The 3842-nt window shown below is 52.1% G+C and carries 3 protein-coding genes; 2 read left to right on the forward strand and 1 reads right to left on the reverse strand.

Annotated features, from left to right (window positions below; translation table 11 throughout):
* Nucleotides 1-95: 95 nt before the first annotated feature.
* Nucleotides 96-2258 carry a phage/plasmid primase, P4 family gene (locus FV234_RS25390; RefSeq protein ID WP_147832387.1) on the reverse strand — a complete coding sequence of 721 codons (2163 nt, stop codon included), beginning with the start codon at nucleotides 2256-2258 and terminating at the stop codon, nucleotides 96-98.
* Nucleotides 2259-2609: 351 nt separating this feature from the next.
* Here FV234_RS25390 and FV234_RS25395 point away from each other — a divergent pair, with 351 nt between their 5' ends.
* Both FV234_RS25395 and FV234_RS25400 read left to right on the forward strand, forming a co-directional pair.
* Nucleotides 2610-3212, forward strand: coding sequence for a plasmid pRiA4b ORF-3 family protein (locus FV234_RS25395; RefSeq protein WP_147832388.1), 603 nt, complete (start codon nucleotides 2610-2612; stop codon nucleotides 3210-3212).
* A 153-nt stretch (nucleotides 3213-3365) separates the two neighbouring features.
* Nucleotides 3366-3740 carry a winged helix-turn-helix domain-containing protein gene (locus FV234_RS25400; protein ID WP_210250990.1) on the forward strand — a complete coding sequence of 125 codons (375 nt, stop codon included), beginning with the start codon at nucleotides 3366-3368 and terminating at the stop codon, nucleotides 3738-3740.
* Nucleotides 3741-3842: the final 102 nt, after the last annotated feature.

The following is a 3842-nucleotide window of genomic DNA, read 5'->3' on the forward strand; positions in this document are numbered from 1 at the left end:
ATATAGATTAGATAAGTTACTGATCTGACTTCCACCATCCACCCTAATAGTTACGCGACCGAAGGGAGCAACGAGACTTTAGGCTCGTTGAATCATCACGCGAACTTCAATCCCTTTCTTGCATTCCCCATTTTCATCCTTTTAACCTCGTATCCTAAGCGGGTGAGTTCCTTACCGAACTGAACATTCGAAACAGGGGCGATACTACTACAGTTGCACCAGCCAGTGTAGCGTTCATACAGGAGGTTCGACATCGTGACTGCATTTTCGTCTGACCGACATGCAACTTCAATGAACGAACCCACGGTGTCGCTACTTGATCGATAGCGTCCGGTCTCCACTCGAACACAATCAGGCGGGGCAAGAAAGTCCCCTTCCAAGTTCCCCAGCTCGCGCAATCCTTGTAACGCCCAGTTCAAGATACCCGGCAGCTCAAGCTTCAACTTCTCAAACAGTCGGCCGTCACGTTGGTTCTCTTTGAAGCTTACTGGAAAGTCGATCACATGGATACGACGCCAGATCGCTTCATCACCACCGCAAATCACAGGTAGATCATTTGTCCCGAACCAGATTTTGAACTCGGGACTCATGTCAAAGTATTTGCCGTATAGGGGACGAACCGAAATCGTATCCCCTCCCGTCATTAGCTTGACTTTGGCAATGGCAAGCTTCTGACCAAGTTCACCCTCACTGGCAGACACGAAACGCTTGCCAACCAAGGACGCAAGATCATCACTCTTGTCATTGCCGAACTTCGAGACCATCAAAGAATGGCTTGGGATCGTTCCGCCATACTCGCCCATGAGCGCCTGAATGACCTTCAAGAACGTTGACTTCCCGTTTGCACCCGTTCCCACCGTTACGAACAGACACTGACCGGCACTACTCCCTGTCAAAGTGTATCCGATAGCTCGACGAATAAATGCAACCTTGGCCTTGTTACCTTCAAAAACCTGTTGCAAAAAGTCATGGAACTTCGGGCACGAGGAATGTGGATTGTAAGTTGTTCCTAACCGTCTTGTAATGATGCACTTAGGTTCAGCGAGTTCATGTGTTCTCAGATCAAGCACACCATTCTGACATCCAACTAAGAACGGGTCAGCGTCAAACTCATGCGTTAACCGATTGAGCTTGGAACGTGCAACATCGACGATTGCATTGATGCGCGAGACCGACTGAGAGGATTTGACTTTTTTCGCATCTGACTCGTTTCTGATGTCGTCCTGTTGGCCTGCAATGAAATCCATCACAAGGCTTTTGACAACTGGAACTGAAACCGGGTCATACACGTCATTCAGTCTGCTATAGAAACGATCTTCATCATCCCGATACACCAGCCGATCACCAATGTGCGAGCAGAAAATAGCTCCGCTCGACATGTCGCTACTCATGTCGGAGTATTTCTGAAATGCATACTTCGAAATCGATTGATGCCCCTGAGCGACAGAAGCGGTAATAATGTTGTCTGACATCCATTCAATCATTTTATTGACGACTCTAACATCCCCGATAATGTTGGTGAGCTCCCCTCGACCCTGAACAAGCCTCGAACCTGCGACACGGTCGTAGCTCGTTGTCACGCACTTCAACCGGTCATCAGTCTCTTCATCGTTCATTACTGCACAAACCGTAGCAACAACCGTCCGAGCTTGCTGCAAGTTAATCTTATTGCCTGCACACATTCCAGCAAAAGCCAATGCAGTGCTATGCCGACCTTTGATCCAATACTCACACAGTAGACAAACCACCGCGATCAAACGGCAGGTCCTGTAAAGCTCGTCCCAAGCAACGACGCCGGCATCTCCATCCCGATCATCTTCGAAACGGATTGTCTGACCGTCGTTGTATATCGATCCAGGCAAAACTGTCTGACTACCGTTAGCGCGCAGTTCAATCAATGCGGCGTTTGTAATGGGATGCTTGAACTGTTTCGTTCGTTTAGAGCCGCTGCAACGATAGAGGTAATGACTAAAAGGATTATCATTCCTCCCGAAGACACACTGAGTGCTTGGTAGGAGGGCTTTTCCAGCTTCGACAGCTAGTTTGCAATCGAGATCAACATCGACAATGCCATCGGATGCCGTTCCAAGGACTATGCCAAGATTGTAGTCATCGGGGAATGATCCGATGTCGTTCAAATCTTCAAGTGTGACCGTGGTCGATTCCCAGGCACCCAGTTGTGGCTTCTTTTGCATCGGCCATAACGGAGTGACTGAAAAGCCGCGCTTAATGAAGTCTATGGGACTCAGTGCGTTCATTTCTAATATCTTTCATCATATACCTATCTCCTTGAGGCAAGCGTTATCAGTCCTAGAGAGACATAGACGTCTTCCTAGGTAGGTTTGTCTCGGGATCGGCGACTGGACTTAAATCAGGGCACGTTCATCGCGCTCTGATCGTTACCTTATAGATTTACTGAAAGCCTGTGTCAATCATTCATTTCACAAGTAGGAATGAGTGCTGATTTTTGTTCTGTTTCTGACTGACCGGGAAATCTGACTATTGTAGTTCTTTCGCGTTGACTGGGAAACGCACTATCATAGTCACTGGTGTCTGACGCCGATTTATCGAGGTAGCGTTCCAAGCTGGCGACGCGTTACTATCATTGTATGCCCGAGCCGAGTCGTATCGCCCGCCTTCGCATCACCCTAGATGACACCGAGCCGACCATCTGGCGGACCGTCGAGGTGCCACCCACCGCAAGCCTCAAGCTCCTTCATGAAGTGATCCAGGCGGCTATGCCGTTCCAGGACTATCACCTCTTCCAGTTTCGGGAGGGTTCGGTCCGTTACGCCATACCCGACCCGCATTGGCCTGATGGGAACACCCGTAGCGCCAAGACCACCAAGCTCGGGGCGCTCATTGATCGCGGCACCACCGCCTTCGCCTACACCTACGATTTCGGAGATAACTGGCAGCACACCATCACGGTCGAGGAGGTCGGCCCGGCGGACCCTGAGGTAGCCTATCCTCGCTTCCTAGATGGAGAGAGGCGAGCACCACCCGAGGACGTTGGCGGCACGATGGGGTTCGAAGAGTTTCTTGAAGCCGTTACCAAGCCACGGCACCGCGAGCGCGAACGGATGCTCGAATGGTATGGTGGTCCGTTTGATCCCGGTGTCATAGATCGGGAGACGATTGAGACGGCTATGGCGAAGTTGGCTAGGCGACGCGCTATCGGACAGGCCGCGTTCGCGAAGAGCCGGCGGTAGCCGTCTGCGATCGATATGCACTCACTTTTTATGACGAGCTGTTTTGTAGGGGCTGTTACCTGATGCCTAAGTGGGAAATATGTCGTAGCCAGCCTTCCAATCGGCACCAGACCGGACATGTCATTGCCCACGCTTCCTGACTATCAGACCCTGATGTTACCGGTCCTGCGGATTTCAGCCGAGGGCGAGACCACCATTCCAAAAGTTGTGGAACGCATCGCCGAAGAGTTTTCCCTCACGCCTGATCAAATGGCCGAGTTGCTACCAAGCGGGCGCGGTATCCGCCTAATCAACAACCGCGCACACTGGGCCAAGACCTACCTACTCAAGGCGGGACTATTAGACCAGCCTCGAAGGGGCGTCTTCCGTGCGACCGGTCGCGGCCTTGAGGTGCTTAAACGCGGGTTAAAGCGGATTGACAACACCGTGCTGGCTGACTTCGACGAGTTCCGATCGTTCGCCAAGACCAAGCTCCGCGCCTCAGGCGACGTGCCCACTGCATCGGTCGTGTCCCTAGGCGTGGTGTAGCTTGGTGAGGGCCACCACGATCACCGGCTTGGGCCGGGACGATCAGGCTGCGAGGGTGGGCAGGCTGACGAGGGGATCATCGCCGATCGGGGCGATGCTTTC

This window comes from Methylobacterium sp. WL8 (genome assembly GCF_008040045.1).
Taxonomy (GTDB): domain Bacteria; phylum Pseudomonadota; class Alphaproteobacteria; order Rhizobiales; family Beijerinckiaceae; genus Methylobacterium; species Methylobacterium cerastii.